The organism is Aliivibrio sifiae (assembly GCF_002954705.1).
Taxonomy (GTDB): domain Bacteria; phylum Pseudomonadota; class Gammaproteobacteria; order Enterobacterales; family Vibrionaceae; genus Aliivibrio; species Aliivibrio sifiae_A.
This window is the reverse complement of the sequence record NZ_MSCO01000002.1, coordinates 405,278-425,570: the sequence shown is the minus strand read 5'-3', so window position 1 is coordinate 425,570 and position 20,293 is coordinate 405,278. Positions and strand designations below refer to the sequence as shown.

Genomic DNA, 20,293 nt, shown 5'->3' with positions numbered 1-20,293 from the left:
TAATTTAAAGGATTAAGATCATGAGTCAGCTTCTTCAACAATTAGGCACGGATAACGAGTTTATTCGTCGCCACAATGGTCCCGCTTCTTCACAGCATCAACATATGCTCAATACGGTTGGCGCTGAAACACTAGAAAAATTAATCGAAGAAACCGTACCAAGCTCAATACGTTTACCTCAGCCAATGCAATTACCTCACGGCCTTTCTGAAAATGCCATGCTTGCTGAGTTAAAACAAATAGCTCAACAAAACACGCTCAATACAAGCTATATCGGCCAAGGCTATTACAATACACACACGCCAAACGTAATTTTGCGTAATGTATTAGAAAATCCGGGCTGGTATACCGCGTATACGCCTTATCAACCTGAGATCTCTCAAGGTCGTTTAGAAGCGCTACTAAATTACCAACAAATGGTGATGGATTTAACTGGTCTTGATATTGCTAACGCCTCTTTGCTTGATGAAGCAACCGCGGCTGCAGAAGCAATGACACTGTGTAAGCGTGGTGGAAAAAATAAAAGTACCACTTTCTTTGTGGCTAACGATGTCCACCCACAAACATTAGCGGTAATTAAAACCCGTGCGAAATTCATCGGTTTTGACGTTGTTGTTGATACTGACTCAAACTTAGATTCACATGATGTGTTTGGTGCCCTACTTCAATACCCTGGCACAACGGGTGAAGTAAAAGATTTATCAACACTGATTGAACAAGCTCATGCCAAAAAGACCCTAGTAGTTGTTGCCACTGATCTTCTTGCTTCAGTGCTTCTTAAACCTGTTGGTGAAATGGGTGCTGATATTGCCATTGGTAGCGCACAACGTTTTGGCGTTCCAATGGGATACGGCGGTCCACATGCCGCATTCATGGCTACGCGCGAAAAGCTAAAACGTTCAATGCCAGGTCGAATTATTGGTGTATCGGTCGATTCAAAAGGCAACCAAGCACTGCGTATGGCAATGCAAACACGTGAACAGCATATTCGTCGTGAGAAAGCGACATCAAACATTTGTACTGCACAAGCGCTGCTTGCAAACATGGCCTCTTTCTACGCGGTTTACCACGGTCCAGAAGGCTTAAAAACCATTGCTCGTCGTGTACACCACTTCACGGCTATTGTTGCAAAAGCACTTCAATCAGCAGGGTTTGAGTTAGCACACCAAAGCTTCTTTGATACATTAACAGTTAAAACTGAACAGCAGACAGACATTCTTTACACAAAAGCATTAGCAGCAAGTATCAACCTACGTAAGTTTGATACTAAACTTGGTATCAGCTTTGATGAAACCACAACAGTGTCTGATCTTGTTGCACTACTGACGGTATTTGGTGTTGATAATGCAGAGTGTGATACGCTTTCTAATGAAGTTGGTGCTGATGAGTTTGCCGCAATTCCAGAAAACTGCCGTCGTACTTCTTCATTCTTAACACACCCAGTATTCAACACGCACCACAGTGAAACACAAATGCTGCGTTACTTGAAAAAACTGGAAAATAAAGATTTCTCATTAACTCATGGCATGATCCCACTGGGTTCTTGTACGATGAAGTTAAACGCTGTTGCTGAAATGCTGCCGGTAACATGGCCTGAGTTTGGTGGTATTCACCCATTCGCACCATTAAACCAAGCTGCTGGTTATACTACATTAGCAACGTCGTTAAAATCGATGTTATGTGAAATCACAGGCTATGATGAGTTTTCTCTACAACCTAACTCTGGAGCTTCTGGTGAATACGCAGGTCTAATCGCGATCCAACGTTACCACCAAAGCCGTGGTGATGATCAACGTAATGTGTGCCTAATTCCAAGTTCTGCACACGGTACAAACCCAGCAACAGCTTCAATGGTGTCCATGAAAGTCGTTGTAGTTAAATGTGATAACAACGGCAACATCGATATGATCGATTTAGCTGAGAAAATAGAAAAACACCAAGAAAACTTATCAAGCATCATGATCACCTACCCTTCTACACATGGTGTATATGAAGAGCAAGTTCGTGAAGTGTGTGACATGGTTCATGCTGCTGGTGGTCAAGTCTATCTTGATGGTGCCAACATGAACGCTCAGGTTGGTTTAACTAGCCCTGGTTTTATTGGATCTGATGTTTCTCACCTAAACTTACACAAAACGTTCTGTATTCCACACGGTGGTGGCGGTCCAGGTATGGGGCCTATCGGTGTTAAATCTCACCTAGCACCTTTCTTACCGGGTCACACTGAAAACGGTGTTCAAGGTTCAGATTATGCTGTATCGGCTGCGGATCTAGGCAGTGCCTCTATTCTTCCTATCTCATGGGCTTACATTGCTATGATGGGTGAAATGGGACTAACTGAAGCAACTAAAGTGGCTATCTTAAATGCAAACTACGTGATGGAGCGTTTACGCCCGCACTACCCTGTTTTGTACCGTGGTACGAATGGCCGTATTGCTCACGAATGTATTATTGATATTCGTCCACTTAAAGAGGCTACAGGGATCAGTGAAGAAGACATTGCAAAACGTCTAATGGACTTTGGTTTCCATGCACCAACCATGTCATTCCCAGTGGCAGGAACGTTAATGATTGAGCCTACAGAATCTGAAGACTTAGCAGAGCTTGATCGCTTCTGTGATGCGATGATTGCTATTCGTGAAGAGATGAACAAAGTCCAGCAAGGCGAATGGCCTCTAGACAATAATCCACTAGTAAATGCACCGCATACTCAAGTAGATTTAATGTCCAATGAATGGGAGCACCCATACACTCGTGAGGTGGCTTGCTTCCCATCAACTCAAGCAAAAGCTTCTAAATACTGGCCTACCGTTAACCGTGTAGATAATGTATTTGGTGACCGTAACTTGATTTGTTCTTGCCCAAGTATCGAGAATTACGAAGAATAGTTTTCTAGCAATAGAATCATTTATAAATACAATAGAGGCAAACCTGTAGGTTTGCCTTTTTCTTTCCTTAAAACTGAGAGTTATTAACTGAACAATAGTTCTTCTAAATTCGATTATTTAACGTAAAAACATGACAAAAGGCATGGTTAAAAACCAGTATGGTGATAAGATTCACCCCAATATATGGCTTATTTTATGAAGTAAAAAACACGTTACTTTATATTAATCACGATGATTTACTTCCATTGCCCTTCATTCTTTTTTAACATTTTTGGGGCTCGTAATTGGATCATTTATTGGACATTAATCTTTGAAGACCAACAATTACCCTAATTCATTAAATACACGATTTATCAACCTACTGTCAGTATTTAAAAATAAACTAACATCAAACAATAATGAGTCATACTCTTATGTTTATGACCTCTCGGCCATTGCATTATTACTATTACCGCTAACGTTATCGAATGCACTCGCCATACTATTAGGGCATACATTTAACGTTCTTGAACTGCCTTTTTTCTCTGGATTGTGTTTTCATTTATCCAATTTATTAATCAATATTTATCCACTTTCATTTTGTGTTATTGCTGGTTATTATTTATCTCATAAAACCACATTTAATAGCGCTCTCTTTATTATCTATTCATTGGTTCTTTTTTACCTTGTCTCTATAGAAAACGACAGCCTTTCTACCGCTTACTACTTTCCGAACAATCCATTAATTGCGTTATTAAGTGCTCTCGTCACTTTTGTTTATTGTACCCGCTTCAATTTACTGCAACTTGAACCACAAGCATTAGATTTTTCATCCCGTTTATTCAAACATGTGCTGCATTTTTTCGTTTTTATCGGCTCTGCATTGTTCTTATCTAAAGTAGTGGTTAAAGTAATCGAATACTTTACATCGCTGATTAATGGGTTAAGCCTTGATCCTTTGACTTTTTCAGGAGGATTGATTTATCAAACCTTACTGGGCTTACTAGGCGCAATAGGGATTAACGGCCACAACATGTTGTTTTCCATAAAGCAAACTATCTACTCTGCTACACAAGAAAATATGACAGCTTGGGCTGCTGGAGAAACGTCTCTTAATATCATTAGCCAGGGGTTCTACGATGCTTTTATGTCAATGGGCGGTTCAGGTAACAGCATCAGCTTATTATTGTGTGTGTTAATATTCTCTAAAGAGCGTAACCACATCATGCTAGCGTTAGCTGCGTTACCATTAGTCATTTTTAATATTAACGAAGTTTTATTGTTTGGCTTACCTATCATTTTTAATCCACTCCTTATTATTCCATTTGTCGGTTTACCTTTAATTAGCTTTCTTATTACTTATCTTTGCATTTCATCTGGCCTTGTTTCTCCCGTAGTAGAGATTGTGAACTGGATGACTCCACCATTATTTAGTGGCTATATCGCAATGGGTAATAATATCGAAGGAACCCTGCTTCAATTATTCATCATTATTGTAGGTGTTTTTATTTACCGCCCTTTCTATCTTTCTTTTGCTGGTAAATATTCAATTCGTTTAAAGTCGATAATGTCAGAAACATTGGTTGAAAAAAGTATTTTTACCAATCTATTAGACAATGTTAGAAGCTCAGCAAGTAATAGCTTAAATAAATCTTCAGCTCAAAAGCGACTGGCCACCTTGCTTCACCAAGGCGAGTTATTAATGCATTACCAATTATTACAATCAGTACTGAATAAAAATTCTTTTTCATTCGAAGCATTATTGCGTTATCAAGATAAAACCGGAAAACTACATCCACCAACTTTTATCTGTGACTTTCAGTTATTAAACATGATGCCAATGCTAGATAAGCTAGTCATTGATAAAGTATTATTAGATATGCAGCAGATGAAGCTGTCAGCACAACATCGAGTTGCCATTAATATTTCAGTTGCGTCTATTGAAAAAACTGATTTTGTTTCCCACTTACTGGCGCGGTTAAGTCATTTCTCAATTCCTCCACAGTGGTTAGAGCTAGAAATAACAGAAGAAGCCATCTTGAGTGATAACCTTGCACTACTACAAACGATGGAAAACTTAAAATCACACGGAATTAAAATATCAATGGATGACTTTGGTACCGGTTATGCTTCATTCCCCCACTTAAATAAATACCCATTTGACAAAATTAAGCTAGATCGTTCTTTACTACAGGATGCAGTAACGCCAAAAGGAAAAGAGCTTTATCAATTAGTCACGAAAATGGGTGAAATTGCTGATTGTGAAGTCGTTGCAGAAGGCGTGGAAACCACTGAAGAATACGAATTCGTAGCAAAATGTGGGGTTGACGCCGTGCAAGGTTATTTACTAGCAAGGCCACAACCACTTTCAGCAGCGCTTAAACTCATAGAGCAGCATCAACGAATTAGTATTCGTTAAACCTATTTCACGCTATTGCCACATAACTAAAACAGCAGCAATGGCAATTAAAAAGAGAGCGAATATGTCTTTTCTCTTAATGCCTTCTTTTAACCAAAAGAAAGAGAGCAAGATTGTAAAAAACACTTCAACTTGACCAAGTGTTTTTACTAATGGCACAGTTTGTAATGACATAGCGCTAAACCAACCCAGTGACCCAATAAAGCTTGCAATGCTAGTCATCACAACTAATTTAGGTTTGATAAACATTGCTTTTAATGTATTACGGTCTTTGACTAACATATAACCCACAAGTAATAATGTTTGTAGGAAAATAACCAATAATAATACCCAAGCAGCACGATGAGGGAATGGAAGCGTTAATGTTAAACTTGCCTCTCTAACCCACAATGAGGTTAAAGCAAAAGAAGTACTGCAGGCTAAACCAATTAACGCAGTTTTTAATGAAATACTACGAATACCGTTGGGACAGCTCAACATAAAAACTGCAATGGCTCCGACAGCAACCCCTAGCCAACCGAATAACGATAATGAAGTACCAAAAAAAAGAACACCCAGAAAGGCAGCTACTGGCGCTTCACTTTTGGCTAACCCAGCACCAATCGCAAAATTCTTTCGTTTAAATAATACCACCATCAATCCAGTTGCAAGGATCTGCATGATTGAAGCACCAATAATAAAGAGATAGGAATGCGCAGTAAAAGTAGGCAGAGGAACTGGCTGATATAGGTAAAGTGAAAACAAGTAGAGTGCTGCAAGTGGGCTGGCCCATAAGAAACGTGACAGCGTAACTCCAATCACGTTCATTTCTTTACTTAAACGACTCTGAAACGCATTACGCCATGATTGGCTGAATGCCGCCAGTAAGGTAAAAAGTATCCAGCTCAAAATAATCCTTTATTTAGCATTTAAATCTCAATAAAAACCAACTTAACTCTATTTTTGTAACATGTGAAGTCACTCTCCTCATTTAATTAAATAATAAAAAATTACGTTCCAAATAGTAATGAGATCTACACCACAAATACCTACTCTTCTATTTTTTTAAATTGTAAATTTACAGATTATAAAATACATTCTTTTCTTTTAAAAACAAGAGAATAAATAATAATGACAAGCTTTAAAGAATACAAAGTAATTCACTTAGTCGAAGGCGGTTGTGGCACTATCTTTTTAGGCGCTAGTGGTGTACCAATTCAAAAAATGGAAGCCGAACTAAACAAACACGCCCAAGATGGTTGGCAGTTAGCGTTTCAAATCGTAGAGCAAAAACGCTTTCTTCTTTTCTGGAAGCGTGAAGCCGTTATTATTACATTAGGTCGTTAATGATCGCACAACTGTCTATTACCTTGATCCGCTCCTATCAACATAAAGGTGGGTCAAAGAAGCTATTAAATCTTGCATGCAACTTCGAACCAACCTGCTCTGAATACACAAAACAATGTATTGAAAAATATGGAGCTTTCAAAGGATGGAAGTTAGGCTTACAAAGAATAAGACGCTGTAACCAACCGGATTTGGTTGAGGTGATTTATGATGAGGTTCCGTAATGAATTTTCTTGGTAATTTAAGCGAATTAGAAGAAAAAGAAGAGCGACTTAGAAAACAGGTGGCTGAATTATCTAGTGAAGAGCGCAAAATATTTTATCAAAAACAAAGCGAACAGCTTAAAGATCCTGATACATATGCGACTCTAAATTATTTATTTCTAGGTGGGTTTCACCACCTATATTTAGAAAAATACTTATGGTTCTTTGGTGAGTTATTAGCCTTAATTTTAAGTCTATTCTTGATTTTCTCTGGCGAAAATTTTGGATTCTGCATCTTGATTGCAATTGCAATCATAGAGCTTCCTCAGTTATTCTTTTCTCAAAAAATAGCAAGAGATCATAACTACAAACTCTCTTGTGCACTATTAGAAAAAATCAAAAACAAACTTTTCATCTAGGGCATTTTCTGCCCTATTTTATCATTGTTCTATAATCTGATGGCGTATAAGTCGTTTTATTCTTAAACACTCGATAGAAATAATTCACATCTTGAAAACCACAACGAGTTGCTACCTCTGTTAATCTGAAGGTATATTTTTTCAACATGAATTTTGCACGTTCAATTCGAACCCATGTAATGTAATCCGCTAATGTCATGTGCCCTTGCTGCCTAAACATTCGTGACAGATGATTCGGCGAAATATTAAATCGATTCGCGATATTTGTTCTGTCTATGTTGCGATGGAAATTTTCCTGAATATATATACATATCCCTTGATAGAGATCTTCACTGCGTTTTTTCGGAGAGATCACATCATTCGGCTCACCTAGCATTGCATTACTGTAACTTAATAAAGCAAGCAGCAAGTGCTCGTCCATCGGTTTTTTCTTAGGCTCTCTCGCTAACGCATTCAACGCTTCTAAAATATTATCGATCGCATGACCTGTACGTGTTTGGATACTGTATTTCTGCACATCGTAAAAACCGGAGTCCCCTCTGTGTTTACTCACCAAGCTAAAGCCCACCTGACGACGACCAAATAACAAACTCAGGACAGAACAGTCTTCATCCCAGCTTGGTTTATTCCAACAGTTTGGTGGAATATATAGGGCATCACCCGCCATCACTTTAATCTCTGTAATGCCGAGATCTGGATCTTCAATTTGATTTAAATATTCACCACTGACGACTAACTCTAAACGAGGAAAGTTTACCTGATAGCTAAATTTTGGAGGGGTGACTTTATCACCAGCAAACCAGATCTGGTTGAAGCTTTCTCGCTCAGACAAAAGCGCTTCTAGCACACTATTAAATACAACTGTCATTTCATCTCATACCAAATAGATTTAATTAACGCTACTTTTATCCACTAGAGTTCAGGAAAACAAAAAATAAAGCGTGAATAATTAAATAGAAACCGACCACAAAAAACATCTAACTAACTATTTATTAAATGCTTTTTTGACTCGTACATTATAGTCATTTGGTTTTATAAAAATAAGATCTTAATCACACTTGCCACTACAGGATACAATAATCCAGTAAATGCCTTTCTAACACACTTATCAATAATCCCTATCCATCCCACACTATTCCCACTTAAGTAAATCATAAAAAACGGGGAATAAATCATGATCACCGACTTAATTAATGAACAACTCATTTGTTTAGATCTTAAAGCAAAAACAAAAGATGACGTATTTTCAGAAATGGCTGAGACGTTACACCAACAAGGTCGCATCAATGACAAACAACAATTTTTGGCAGATATCTATGCCCGTGAAGAATTAGGAAATACAGGGTTTGAAGAAGGCGTTGCTTTGCCTCATGCCAAAAGTTCGGCAGTTATTTCACCAGCAGTAATGATCGGTGTCAGTAAAGAAGGCATTGAGTACGGCGCTGAAGATGGGCTCCCATCTAAATTATTCTTCATGATCGCATCTCCTGCAAATGGTGCTGACCATCACATTGAAGTGCTAGCTGAACTTTCTTCTAAGTTAATTGAAGATGGTTTTATTGAACAATTCCTTAAAACTACCTCTTCAAAAACCGCTCTTGAACTTCTACTTCAAGAATCTGAAGCAACAGATGCTGTAGAAGCAAACAACGGTTTTCTTATTGGTGTTACTGGTTGTCCTGCTGGTATTGCTCATACCTATCTAGCTTGCGAAGCTCTCGAAAAAGGCGCAGCAGAGCTTGGTTACAAAATCAAAGTCGAAACTAATGGCTCTATTGGTGTTAAAAATAGCCCAACAGCAGAAGAAATTGAGCAAGCCGATGCCATTATTGTCGCCTGTGATAAACAAGTTGATCTTACTCGCTTTGCTGGGAAAAAATTAATTCAAACCAACGTAAAAGCACCAATCAAAGACGCGAAAGGGTTAATCACTCAATCACTGACTCAACCTCCTTTTGTTGCTGAGTCATCATCTTCTTCAAGTGACACTAAAAGTGCCGCATCTCAAACTCGTTCAGATTTATATCGCTATCTAATGAATGGAGTATCTCACATGATCCCATTCGTTGTAACTGGTGGTTTATTAATTGCACTTGCATTAGCACTAGGCGGTCAACCAACAGAAAGTGGAATGGCAATCCCACCGGGTAGCCTATGGAATAAAGTGCTCGATGTTGGTGTTGTTGCCTTTACCTTAATGATCCCTGTTCTTGCTGGTTACATTGCTTACGCGATTGCTGATCGTCCTGCATTAACACCAGGGCTTATCGGTGGTTGGATTGCTAACAACGGTTCTTTCTATGGTGCAGATGCAGGCACAGGCTTCATTGGCGCCATCATTGCCGGTTTACTGGTTGGTTACTTTGTTAAATTTATCGTAAGTATTAATTACCATAAATTTATCCAACCACTTGTGCCAATCATGATTGCCCCAATTGCTGGTTCATTGTTTATTTCAGGTCTGTTTATCTTCGTTATTGGTGCGCCAATCGCAAGTTTAATGGATTCATTAACCGTGCTTTTGACTAACTTGAGCACTGGTAATGTTGTTCTACTTGGCATCGTGTTGGGTGGTATGGCGGGCTTTGATATGGGTGGTCCATTCAATAAAGTCGCCTTCCTATTCTCTGTCGGTATGATTGCAAGCGGCCAAACTCAATTTATGGGTGCAATGGCATGTGCAATTCCTGTTGCTCCACTAGGTATGTCTTTGGCTACTGTTCTTGGTCGCAAGTTCAATATCTTTGAATCATCAGAAATCGAAGCAGGTAAAGCGTCTGGTGCGATGGGTCTCGTTGGTATCTCTGAAGGTGCAATTCCATTTGCTGCACAAGATCCAATCTCAGTTATTCCGGCAAACATGCTCGGTTCAATGACAGCGGCAGTAATGGCATTTTCATTCGGTATCACTAACAGTGTTGCTCATGGTGGTCCAGTGGTTGCCCTACTCGGTGCTATGAATAAACCAGTCCTTGCTATCGCTTGTATGGCGGCAGGTACTGTCGTAACTGCTCTGGTTTGTGTCTCTATTAAAAAGATGCGTCAAAACAAAAACGTCACAGTAGCAGTAGCTTAATTGTCTTGTGGCACCATCGACCAATCTCCCCCTGTGCTTGATGGTGTCACCCTAATATTATACGAGTCCATTATGAACGCATGTAAAAAGCACTTTTTTTACCCGATGAATAACGTCATTCAAGATTATGCTTGGGGTAGTTATACTTCTATCGAAACTCTTTTTGATATCAAAAATACAACTGAGAAGCCTCAGGCTGAATTATGGATGGGAGCTCATCCAAATGGTTGTTCTGTTGTGACAATCAATGGGAACTCAGTATTACTTTCTGATTTAATCAATGAAGATAAAGACGCCTTCTTATCTTCACCTACTGCACAAAGCTTTGGTGAACTGCCTTATCTTTTTAAAGTACTCGCAGCAGAAAAAGCCCTCTCAATTCAAGTTCATCCTAATAAACAACAAGCGATGGACGGATATGATAAAGAAGAAAAAGCAGGCATTGCAATCAATGCATTTAACCGTAATTACAAAGACAACAATCACAAACCTGAGTTGGTTTATGCCTTAACGACTTATAAGGCAATGAACGGTTTTAGAGCATTTGACGACATAATATCGCTGTTTACTTTAATGTCATTACCTTCGATAGACTCTCTTGTTACTGAATTTTCTCAAGATCCAAGATCTAACGGACTAAAAACATTCTTTAAAGCCATTCTATCTCTAGAAGGTGAAGCAAAAGACACCGCTTTAACTGAATTAGTTAACTTCGCATCACAAAATACCGATGAGTTATTTATTCAAATTCAAGATCTCATTGAACAATACCCAAATGATATTGGTTTATTTACTCCATTGATGCTGAATGTAATTACCCTTCAACCGGGTGAGGCAATGTATTTAAAAGCATGTACCCCTCACGCTTACATTAATGGCACAGGTCTGGAGATTATGGCTAATTCTGACAATGTATTGCGAGCAGGGCTAACACCTAAATTCATGGACATTGATGAGTTAATGGCATGTACTGAATTTGACAGCATTCCTCAATCAGCATTATTGATGCAACCAATAAGTATTGATGGTGGGATGAATTACCCTATTCCTGTTGATGATTTTAAATTCTCAGTGCTAACTCCTAGCACAGAATTACCATTAACAACTCAAAGTGCCGAGATCTTATTTGCTATTGATGAAGATATGATCGTAAATCATCCGTCTGGAGAATCGGTTTCTGTGTCTAAAGGTCACTCGATTTTTATACCGGCTTACACAGAGCAATATACATTACAAAGCCAGGGTAAAGTTGCAAGAGCCTTTAATTAACGTTGTAAATAAAACACCAATCTAAATCCCCCTAAATAGCTAACGAGTAACTCCTTTTCGTTGGCTATTTTTTTACTCTTGGCACATAGCATGAAGCAACAATGCTTGTAATCCCATTGGTTGTCTTGTATTTACAAGTCTTTGACTAAAATCGGAAGACAACATACTACGGGTTAATTTAGTCGCGCTTATGATCATATCTCGAGTAGGATTCTCAGGTAAAACTAAGGCAATGACTAAGTTAACATCCCCCATTTTAGAAGCCCAATCTATAGAGTAATCACTACGAATAATAGCGATGATCGGCCTATCAACTAAAGATGTGATCACATGGGGTAACGCAATTCGTCTCGCCATCGACGTGGACGAACGCTCTTCACGTTTAATAAAAAGAAGTAATAACTCATCCGTTTCTTCAGGACAAATCAATAATGATAATCCTTTTAAAATTTCAAACTTTGAGAGTTGGGTTTGGGCTTTTACGTAATGGAAATTAATGTCACATTTTGGGGTTAATTTAGGGTGTTTATCGACAATTGCTTCAGAAAAATCACAAGACTTATCTGAGGCAATAAAATCAAAACCTGATGAGAGCAAATCTGTTAATACAAAGTTTGCCCACTCCGCATCGATACCAACCGTAACTAATTGACAAAAATCGCCTTCCGTTAATGCTAATTGCAATAAACCAAGAGAACTTGATACATCAGAACGGCGATCTCGGGTGATATTTTCAATATAAACCAAACATTTAAACTTTTTCGCTAATCGAGCCAACTGACTTGCCAACTTAGGAGGCAAGCCACTGTGTTTTACAAAGAAGGTTATTCGATAATCATTTGTTACGGGTTCAATCATGAAAGATGCTTGGATAAAATTCGGTCAACATCCGTCAATACTAACTCAATATTGTATTGTTTTGTATTAATCCCAACAAAACGGTTTTTATTTGCGATTTCAATATCAGAAGCAATGATCACAACGTCCGCATTCACGATATCAGCTGACGTTAATTCATTTTCAATTCCCATTGCTCCTTGCGTTTCAACTTTAATGGATACACCATATTTTGCTGCGGCTTTAGTTAATACATCGGCTGCCATATAGGTGTGTGCAATGCCCGTAGGACACGCAGTTACTGCCACAATTTTCATGATTTACTCTTAAAAAATACAAACTAACGGTATAATAAAATGCTTTATATCAATGGATAACGATTAGAATCACACTTTATAACTCAGGGTACAATAATCCAGTAAAAGCCTTTTTTGTGCTGTATTCTAAAAAGAGATATTTACTTACATTACACCTAATAACTACAATATAATCAATAATGAGCAAATCATGAACATCCATTCTCTTATCGATACCAACGTTATTTGTTTAGATCTCAAAGCGACCTCTAAAGAGAGTATTCTTGAAGAGATGGTTCAGATTTTGGATGATGCAGGCAAACTCTCTGATAAAAAACAATATTTATTAGATGTTTGGGCTAGAGAAGAAATTGGAAATACTGGATTTGAAGATGGTATTGCTATTCCTCATGCAAAAAGCTCTGCAGTAATCACTCCCGCAGTTGCTGTTGGTATCAGCCGTCATGGTATCGATTATGGTGCCGAAGATGGCGAACCTTCAGATATCTTTTTTATGTTAGCGTCTCCTGACGGTGATGATACACACCATATCGAAGTATTAGCTCAGATATCTAGCCGTCTGATTGAAGATGGCTTTACTGAAAAACTTAAATCAGTATCAACCGAGGCAGAGGCTCTGGCTCTTTTTACTGACAATATTAAACTAGAAGAAGAATACACTCCTAATCAACCTCCCTCTGTCTCATCAGAGAAAAATACATTACAACGTCGATTAGGGCGAGCTAAAGAACACCTTTTATTTGGTACTTCGCACATGATCCCCTTTATTGTTGCTGGTGGTGTGTTGTTATCTCTTTCCGTTATGATCTCTGGACATGGTGCCGTTCCGACAGAAGGCATATTAGCGGATATTGCTCAAATGGGCATTGCTGGCTTGACCTTATTTACCGCGGTATTAGGCGGATACATAGCCTACTCTATTGCAGATAAACCCGGATTAGCTCCTGGTATGATCGGTTCTTGGATTGCCGTTCAGCAATATAATACAGGGTTCTTAGGCGCGATTATCATTGGTTTTTTTGCAGGTTTCGTTGTACGAGCTTTAAAGCAAATCAAATTACCTGACAGTATGACTTCTCTTGGATCTATTTTTATCTATCCACTTATTGGTACCTTTATTACTTGTTCTGCTGTGATGTGGGTAATAGGTGCTCCTATTGCTAGCACCATGACGTTATTAAATGAATGGCTTGCAAGTATGGCAGGGTCTGGAAAAGTGGTTCTGGGTGCCATTCTTGGCGCAATGACCGCATTTGATATGGGCGGACCTATTAATAAGGTGGCTACTCTATTCGCTCAGACTCAAGTAAATACCCAACCTTGGCTCATGGGTGGCGTCGGTATTGCGATTTGTACTCCTCCTCTAGGCATGGCTCTTGCCACTTTCTTGTCTCCTAAGAAATTCAAACGTGAAGAAAGAGAAGCAGGAAAAGCCGCAGGTATCATGGGAATGATTGGCATTACTGAAGGGGCAATCCCATTTGCTGCTGCTGATCCTGCTCGTGTTATTCCGGCCATCGTTGCGGGTGGTATTGTGGGTAATGTTACTGGGTTCTTATTTAATGTACTTAACCACGCCCCTTGGGGAGGGTGGATTGTTTTACCTGTTGTTGATGGGAAATTTGGTTATGTCGTAGGTACATTAATCGGGGCAATAACGACTGCTCTTATTGTCATATCCTTGAAGAAAAATGCGGTTGAAGATAGCGATTTAAAAGGACAACAACTTATTTTTAGCTCTGTAAAAGACGAAGGCACAGCAGATGTATTAGCAATAACCGCTTGCCCTTCAGGTGTTGCTCATACCTTCTTGGCAGCAAAAAGTTTAGAAAAAGCAGCTCATACTTTAGGCATAAAGATTAAAGTAGAAACTCAGGGAGCTGATGGCATTAATAACCGAATAACCCCTCTTGATGTTAAGAACGCTAAATTTGTTATTTTCGCACACGACGTTGCCATTAAAGAGCCATTACGCTTTAAAGGAAAACGAGCACTTGATGTTAGTACAAAAGAAGCAATGTACAATAGCGAGCAATTACTAAAAACACATTCTATTAGTTGTAAGCGCTATACTTTGTAGCACAAAACTGGCTCTATTTTCGCATTCATAAAATGCTTTCTGTTCATTTTATGGATGCCTACTTCCTTCTCTATTTTGTACCTTATATTTTACAACCCCACTCTATTTACTCCCCGATTAAGTCCTATATAAAACAATATTCTATTTTTGATTTCCTTAAAAAAACCCAAAAAACCACACTGACATAACCACTGAATTATCAGTGATAATAACTATTCAAATAGTGATTCCGAGTGTTTTTTTATAAAGCCGCCCTACCGTATTGAAATAACAAATTAAGTTGATATTTTGGCAAGCTAAATAGGGTGTAACAAAAATATTTTGCTAGAGGATTAACAAAATGGCTAAGCCAATCCAACTGGGTTTTATGGCTTTATTACTGGCTTTTTCTGCTTCAACATTTGCTAAAGGCGAGCGTTATGGTGCAGTGGCTAGTATGAAGACAATTGAATCTACTGAGTACGAACAAGGAATGAGTGGCGAACTCAGCACAATCAGTTACGGTTTAGTTCATACCCGCCCAATAGATGAGAACAATAACCGTTGGCGTTGGTGGCTTGGATTTAATTATTTGTCTGACTACATTGATGCGCCAGCTAATGGGGTATATCAAGAAGTAACAAATTACGAACTTCGAATCGTCCCTCAATTCGCACTCGGTAACTGGTGGGCATTCACACCCTATGTGGGCGCGGGATTATCTCTTGGGTACAGTCAATATGGTGACCGCTGGGAAGTCGATGAAGACGGTTATAAGTACGGCAAGCAACTTGATGATATTGACCAATTTGAAGTCGGAGCAGTGTTCTCTTTTGGTACCGTCATTAAAATTGGCAGTAACCCTGATGCACATCTTCAACTAATCCCTCAAGCTTCTTATATTCAACCTCTCTATAATGATGGCCTAGGTGGGCTTGAGTTATCCGTCGCATTATTATTCTAAGGGGTTATTGTGCATTTAAATCAGCTCACTCTGTTTATTACAAAATCTCCTGAAGAATACACGGGCGGAAAACACATTGAAATGCCAGAAAGTGGAGGTTCACTCGGTCGAAATCCAAGTAATACTGTCAGTTTAATCGACCACAATCGCTTTATTTCTGGTTCTCATTGCCTTATTAGTATTTATGGCGATACTTACTATCTTAGTGATGTGAGTACAAACGGCACGCTTGTTAATGGTAATAAACTACTAAAAAATCAACCAATCTCCTTATACGATGGCGATACGATCATTCTTGGGCGCTATGAAATCAGCATTGGTCTAGAAAAACTGTCTAACTCCGTCAATATTGCCGCAGATATTTCCGAAGAAACAGATTCTATCGATCCTTTAGCGAACCTTGCAGAATACACCGTTGATGATAAAGAAGATAAAGGTAACATTGCTGATCTATTTAAAGAAACTCGGATAGATAAAGTAGACAGCTCAGATCCTGTCGCTCATTTAAACTTCAAAACTCAAACAAGCAATGATGAGCACCTACTTCATGGCACTGAAAAAAAAGCGACGATAAAACCAACAGAGGCCGTTAATACCCGTCAATTACTTGATGACAGTAATAGCGTACACGCTGAGTTTGATATTCCAAACCTTATTCCTGAAGATTGGTTTTCAACTGATTTTAGTGATCTTACTTCATCAACGTCACAACAAGAAATACCTCAAACGGCCCCAATTCAGCCAGTTGTAGAGCCTAAAGTCGCTCATCAAGAACAGCCTTTACCAACAGAACAACAGCCTTGGGAAGACGTAACCCAAACAATACAATCAACAGCAACAACAGTAGAAAGAGAAGAGCCTTACCCTTCTCGCGATGTCATTACGCAAGATGCCCCATCTCAACAATCAGCGTATATTCCAGAAGTGAGTCACGATATAAAAGCGGCATTCTTTAAAGGTCTGGGCGTTTCTGAATCTCAAGTTGAACAAAGCGATGCGCAATTCTTCCAGCAAATGGGGACATGTTTACGCTTATGTATTAATGACTTACAAAAAGATCTTACCGAATTAAGAACAATAAAAGAAACAGAGCAAGACACATCAATCACCAATATTGTTGAGTTGATGCTGTCATTAAATCAACAAAAACTTTTGTCTCCAAATGAATTAATCGAACAAATCCTTGATGAATTGGACAGTCACAAATTCAAAATGGCTCAAGCCACTAATGATGTGATCAACCAAAAATTACAATCCTTAAATCCTACAGAATTTGCTCAAATCGTACGTTCTCAGTCGAGATTAAAAAGTAATGGCAAATTATGGAAAGAGTACGTCGATTTTTATCAAAAAAACAATCATGACAAAGTGGATATTTCTAGCTCAGTAGTGCAACAGAAAATCAAAGAACAATATTCTAAGAAATTAAAGGCTTAACATGCGAAATCTACTCATAGTTACATTGGCTTTAGTTCTTTCTGGTTGCACCATGTGGGACCAATTTAAAGAATCAACAGGCATAACACCAGAGACGTCATCAATCGAATTGATTATTACTGCAGACAGCATACTTAATGTTCGTGAAGGTGGTCAATCTTCTCCTGTAATTCTGAGAATTCATGAACTTAACTCCCCTGTATTATTCCGTAACCTCGATTTTTTTGCTCTATTTGAAAATGATAAAGCGTCATTGGGTGATGAATATATTAAACGTTATGAATATCAAATACAGCCTGGCGACGTTATTCACGAAACCTTAGTACTTGATCCTGAAACGCGAGCTATTGGCTTCTCTGTCGCCTTTCGAGACATTAATGGATCGTCGTGGCGCAAAGTCGAATTAATCGAAGAAAAAAGCGAATACTTCTTAAAGCTAAACCTAAAAGAAAGTGAACTTAGCTCCAACAATACTCGTGGTATTGAACAAACATATTTTTAAGGATATCAACAATGTCATTATATAACCCTGTCGTGTGGCAAGATGGAATGTTTATGAAGCCGCAGCATTTCCAGCAGTTAGATCGCTATCAAGGCAAACAAAGTGGAATGCTAAGTGGGTTTGAATCTCCTCTTCATTGGGGAATAAAACGCATTGAAATCAATACCGAATTATTGGCTTTAGGTAAAATAGGTATCACTCACGCTGAAGGGATTTTGCAAGATCGCACTCCTTTTGATCTACCACTTCACGCTTCATTGCCAGAAGTAAAAGATGTTGATGCTTCTATTGCAAATAAAGTCTTATATTTGTGCTGTCCTTTGCCATCAGAGCGCTCTGAGCTATTCGGTACAAGTAAAGACGGCGCTCGTTACACAATGCACACTCAAGATGCGGTAGATGCATGCTATGACAGTGAAGAAATTGCCAATATCACCATTGGTAAGCTGAATTTTTGCTTAATGTACGAAGACGAAGATAAAAGTGCCTATACCTCTATTCCTATTCTGAAAATTTCAGAGGTAAAACCTGACGGCAGTATTATTCTAGATACATCATACATTCCTACTTGTATTGATATTAATGCCTCAAGTGTGCTTAAAAAATTCACAACCGAATTTGCATCTATGCTCCGTCACCGTGCTGAATCGATTGTTCAACGTTTAGGCGTTGTTGATCAGCAAGGCGTGTCTTCGGTTTCTGACTTTATGCTTTTACAAGCACTTAACCGTTATGAACCTCTATTTTGGCACTTTGCTAATATTGAAGGTGTGCATCCAGAAGCTTTCTATCGTGTTCTATTGCAAGCTGAAGGTGAATTAGCCACGTTATGCTCGGCGTCTCGTCGTCCACAGGAGTTTGTTCCTTACAACCACGGTAACTTAACAAGTTGTTTATCAACGATCCTGAATAACTCAAAAATGACCTTGAGTGTGATGTCTGAGCAACGTGCTATCCCGCTTGTTCTTAAAGAGCAAGGTTACGGTATTCGTATTGCGCCAATTTCAGATAGAAGTATTGTTGAGTCAACCACCTTTATTTTGGCAGTTAAAGCAGACGTTACCTTGGATATTCTTCATACCCAATTCGTCTCTCAAACTAAGATTGGCTCTATTGATAACATTCGCGAACTTATCAATTTACAGCTACCTGGTATTCGTATCAAACCAATGCCAGTTGTGCCTCGTGCTCTGCCATATCATGCAGGCTACACCTATTTTGAGTTGGATAAATCAAGTGAAGAATGGGCAGCACTAAACAAGGCGGCCGCCATTGCGGTTCATGTTGCTGGTGACTTTGCGAACCTATCACTGCAACTCTGGGCTGTTAGATTATGAGTTACACCGAAGACGATGTAACCGTCGTACTCTTTCAACCAGAGCCGGGCAAACCAATGGAGGTGATGCCTGCTCCTGATTTGTCTCGCAATATATCCGTCAGTGAGCTAAACATCACCTCGATGGGAATAAACCCATTAGTTGATCAGTTCTCATGGCTCATTGCAAGCTTATCTTGTATGTCTTCTATCCCTTGGCTTGATGACCCAATGCCCTTTCGTGAACAAGTGGCTCGTGAAATTCGTAAAGGCGAGCGCATGCTTAATGAAATGGAGGTCGACCGCGCCTCTATTTTGGTTATCCGTTATTGCCTGTGTGCCGCAATGGATGAATCCGTATGCCGACAAGAATGGGGAGCAAACAGTAACTGGAGCCAAAACAGCTTATTGTCTGAGTTCCATAATGAAACCTCTGGTGGTGATAAGTTTTTTGTCATTTTAGAGCGATTAAAAGCGGATCCAAAAAAGTACCGTCACGTGATTGAGTTTTTGTATTTATTACTGCAACTCGGTTTTAAAGGCAAATACGGTCGTGCTGAGCGTGGTGCAGAAAGCTTAGCGGATATAGGTAATACCATTTATCGTCTCGTACGAGATGAACGCCTTGCTGAACAAGAAAAAGTCACTTTAGTGGATGTGAAATCCAAATACTTAAAAAAACCATTAAAACGAGTATTGCCTCCAAAGGTAATTATTGGAGTAAGTACGGTACTTTTTGCTGCCTTATATGCCGCAACGTACCTCATTATTGACGTTCGCTTTCAGAAGCTATTGTCAATTTATCAATAAATGACTCTGGGGTTTTATCCCTTCAATTTTACAGATAGGTAATTCAATTATGGGCGTAACGGTTGCAGCAAATGGTATTGGCTCGGCATCTAGTATATCCGCAGGGAAAATCTACATTATTTACAAAGAAAGTGCTGATGATTTTGTAATTAATTCACCAAGAAGTATTAATCCTCATTATCTAAAAAACCTTACCGACGATGTATTTTTCGATCTTGCAGGTCAAGGAAAACATTAAATCAGAAGCAAAATGTGCTAACAGATTACACGGAAAGAATTTATCTCGTCAAATTTCGGGGATCGATTTTCGATACCTGGGAAAAGAAGATACAATAAAAGATAATAGGAAATTAATTACATTTAGTTAACAACATTGGGAGCCAAAGGTAGGTCAATGAATAAATACAACGAAGAATACTATATAGTTTTTGATAATTATAACGATGAAACTCTTTACCTTAGCCCTTTACAAA

General features: G+C 38.9%; 17 protein-coding genes and 2 pseudogenes. 15 read left to right on the top strand and 4 right to left on the bottom strand.

The window, feature by feature from the left end:
• The first annotated feature begins 20 nt into the window (after nucleotides 1–20).
• The gene (gene gcvP, locus BTO22_RS12855) at nucleotides 21–2,888 is read left to right on the top strand and encodes an aminomethyl-transferring glycine dehydrogenase (RefSeq protein WP_105055874.1); all 2,868 of its coding nucleotides are present in this window, start codon (nucleotides 21–23) and stop codon (nucleotides 2,886–2,888) included.
• 352 nt (nucleotides 2,889–3,240) lie between these two features.
• Nucleotides 3,241–5,286 (top strand): EAL domain-containing protein, encoded by a 2,046-nt coding sequence (locus BTO22_RS12850; RefSeq protein ID WP_105056560.1) that lies wholly within the window; start codon nucleotides 3,241–3,243, stop codon nucleotides 5,284–5,286.
• Between the two features lie 12 nt (nucleotides 5,287–5,298).
• On the opposite strand, the gene BTO22_RS12845 is transcribed toward BTO22_RS12850, so the two are convergent.
• Nucleotides 5,299–6,174 (bottom strand): DMT family transporter, encoded by an 876-nt coding sequence (locus BTO22_RS12845; protein WP_105055873.1) that lies wholly within the window; start codon nucleotides 6,172–6,174, stop codon nucleotides 5,299–5,301.
• A gap of 222 nt (nucleotides 6,175–6,396) precedes the next feature.
• Here BTO22_RS12845 and BTO22_RS12840 point away from each other — a divergent pair, with 222 nt between their 5' ends.
• Genes BTO22_RS12840 through BTO22_RS12830 form a run of 3 tightly spaced genes read left to right on the top strand, consistent with a single transcriptional unit; the run spans nucleotide 6,397 to nucleotide 7,234 of the window.
• A complete protein-coding gene (locus BTO22_RS12840) occupies nucleotides 6,397–6,612 on the top strand; it encodes a DUF4177 domain-containing protein (protein ID WP_105055872.1) in 216 nt (71 codons plus the stop codon).
• On the top strand, nucleotides 6,612–6,836 hold the full coding sequence (gene yidD / locus BTO22_RS12835) for a membrane protein insertion efficiency factor YidD (RefSeq protein WP_105055871.1): 225 nt from the start codon (nucleotides 6,612–6,614) through the stop codon (nucleotides 6,834–6,836). The genes BTO22_RS12840 and yidD overlap by 1 nt, the downstream gene beginning before the upstream one ends.
• Nucleotides 6,836–7,234, top strand: a complete 399-nt coding sequence (locus BTO22_RS12830) for a hypothetical protein (RefSeq protein ID WP_105055870.1) — start codon at nucleotides 6,836–6,838, stop codon at nucleotides 7,232–7,234. The genes yidD and BTO22_RS12830 overlap by 1 nt, the downstream gene beginning before the upstream one ends.
• A 13-nt stretch (nucleotides 7,235–7,247) precedes the next feature.
• Here BTO22_RS12830 and BTO22_RS12825 read toward each other — a convergent pair whose 3' ends face one another.
• The gene (locus BTO22_RS12825) at nucleotides 7,248–8,102 is read right to left on the bottom strand and encodes a helix-turn-helix transcriptional regulator (protein WP_105055869.1); all 855 of its coding nucleotides are present in this window, start codon (nucleotides 8,100–8,102) and stop codon (nucleotides 7,248–7,250) included.
• A 306-nt stretch (nucleotides 8,103–8,408) separates the two neighbouring features.
• On the opposite strand from BTO22_RS12825, the gene BTO22_RS12820 reads away from it, so the two are divergent.
• The gene (locus BTO22_RS12820) at nucleotides 8,409–10,310 is read left to right on the top strand and encodes a PTS fructose transporter subunit IIABC (protein WP_105055868.1); all 1,902 of its coding nucleotides are present in this window, start codon (nucleotides 8,409–8,411) and stop codon (nucleotides 10,308–10,310) included.
• Nucleotides 10,311–10,382: 72 nt separating this feature from the next.
• Nucleotides 10,383–11,579 (top strand): mannose-6-phosphate isomerase, class I, encoded by a 1,197-nt coding sequence (gene manA / locus BTO22_RS12815; RefSeq protein WP_105055867.1) that lies wholly within the window; start codon nucleotides 10,383–10,385, stop codon nucleotides 11,577–11,579.
• Nucleotides 11,580–11,651: 72 nt separating this feature from the next.
• On the opposite strand, the gene BTO22_RS12810 is transcribed toward manA, so the two are convergent.
• Together BTO22_RS12810 and BTO22_RS12805 are read right to left on the bottom strand one after the other, a co-directional pair.
• The gene (locus BTO22_RS12810) at nucleotides 11,652–12,437 is read right to left on the bottom strand and encodes a PTS sugar transporter subunit IIA (RefSeq protein WP_181044647.1); all 786 of its coding nucleotides are present in this window, start codon (nucleotides 12,435–12,437) and stop codon (nucleotides 11,652–11,654) included.
• Nucleotides 12,434–12,733, bottom strand: a complete 300-nt coding sequence (locus tag BTO22_RS12805) for a PTS fructose transporter subunit IIB (RefSeq protein WP_105055866.1) — start codon at nucleotides 12,731–12,733, stop codon at nucleotides 12,434–12,436. The genes BTO22_RS12810 and BTO22_RS12805 overlap by 4 nt, the downstream gene beginning before the upstream one ends.
• Nucleotides 12,734–12,923: 190 nt before the next feature.
• Between BTO22_RS12805 and BTO22_RS20415 the strand changes: the two are divergent.
• The 8 genes and pseudogenes from BTO22_RS20415 to BTO22_RS12770 all read left to right on the top strand — a co-directional run.
• Nucleotides 12,924–13,361 (top strand): annotated as a pseudogene (locus BTO22_RS20415) (PTS sugar transporter subunit IIA); the annotation flags it as partial.
• Nucleotides 13,362–13,442: 81 nt separating this feature from the next.
• A pseudogene (locus tag BTO22_RS12800) lies at nucleotides 13,443–14,813 on the top strand (fructose-specific PTS transporter subunit EIIC); the annotation flags it as partial.
• Nucleotides 14,814–15,153: 340 nt separating this feature from the next.
• Entirely contained in the window at nucleotides 15,154–15,756 is a 603-nt protein-coding gene (locus tag BTO22_RS12795; protein ID WP_105055864.1) for a hypothetical protein, read from the top strand.
• Between the two features lie 9 nt (nucleotides 15,757–15,765).
• Nucleotides 15,766–17,193, top strand: coding sequence for a type VI secretion system-associated FHA domain protein TagH (gene tagH, locus BTO22_RS12790; protein ID WP_105055863.1), 1,428 nt, complete (start codon nucleotides 15,766–15,768; stop codon nucleotides 17,191–17,193).
• A 1-nt stretch (nucleotide 17,194) separates the two neighbouring features.
• A complete protein-coding gene (gene tssJ, locus BTO22_RS12785) occupies nucleotides 17,195–17,695 on the top strand; it encodes a type VI secretion system lipoprotein TssJ (RefSeq protein ID WP_105055862.1) in 501 nt (166 codons plus the stop codon).
• A gap of 11 nt (nucleotides 17,696–17,706) precedes the next feature.
• Nucleotides 17,707–19,032 (top strand): type VI secretion system baseplate subunit TssK, encoded by a 1,326-nt coding sequence (gene tssK / locus BTO22_RS12780; RefSeq protein ID WP_105055861.1) that lies wholly within the window; start codon nucleotides 17,707–17,709, stop codon nucleotides 19,030–19,032.
• Complete coding sequence (gene icmH / locus BTO22_RS12775; RefSeq protein WP_060992986.1) at nucleotides 19,029–19,820, top strand: type IVB secretion system protein IcmH/DotU; 792 nt, start codon at nucleotides 19,029–19,031, stop codon at nucleotides 19,818–19,820. The genes tssK and icmH overlap by 4 nt, the downstream gene beginning before the upstream one ends.
• A 49-nt stretch (nucleotides 19,821–19,869) precedes the next feature.
• Nucleotides 19,870–20,058, top strand: coding sequence for a hypothetical protein (locus BTO22_RS12770; protein ID WP_181044646.1), 189 nt, complete (start codon nucleotides 19,870–19,872; stop codon nucleotides 20,056–20,058).
• The last annotated feature ends 235 nt before the right edge of the window (nucleotides 20,059–20,293 follow it).